The sequence below is a fragment of the Robinsoniella sp. genome (genome assembly GCF_034124845.1).
This window is the reverse complement of the sequence record NZ_JAWYAJ010000438.1, coordinates 36,625-37,011: the sequence shown is the minus strand read 5'-3', so window position 1 is coordinate 37,011 and position 387 is coordinate 36,625. Positions and strand designations below refer to the sequence as shown.

At 44.4% G+C, this 387-nt stretch carries 1 protein-coding gene; it reads right to left on the bottom strand.

Features of this window, described 5'->3' with window-relative positions; all coding sequences use genetic code 11:
• The coding region (locus ACH2DQ_RS21645; protein WP_395028294.1) for an aldehyde dehydrogenase family protein at positions 1–387 on the bottom strand (387 nt) is incomplete at both ends.

Below are 387 nucleotides of genomic sequence, written 5' to 3'. Positions count from 1 at the left end.
TCACCGATCAGGATCTTGGTTGCTTCCGGAACTTCTACGCCTGCAAGTTTTGCAATTGTATAAGCGGACTGTCCAACGATCTTCGCATTTAACGCGCCATTGATGATGATAGTTTTACGAACTTTATCCAGTTCTTCGCCCTTTAAGAAATAGCATCCGCGGTCTGCGAATTCTTTCTTTACTGCGTCATAAATGCTTCCTACTGCTGTTACAGACTGCTCGGAAGCACAGATCATACCATTATCAAATGTCTTGGAATGGATGATGGAGTTTACAGCAAGTTTAACATCTGCTGAATCATCGATTACAACAGGGGTATTACCAGCGCCTACACCTAATGCAGGTTTTCCTGAAGAGTATGCGGCTTTCACCATACCAGGACCACCG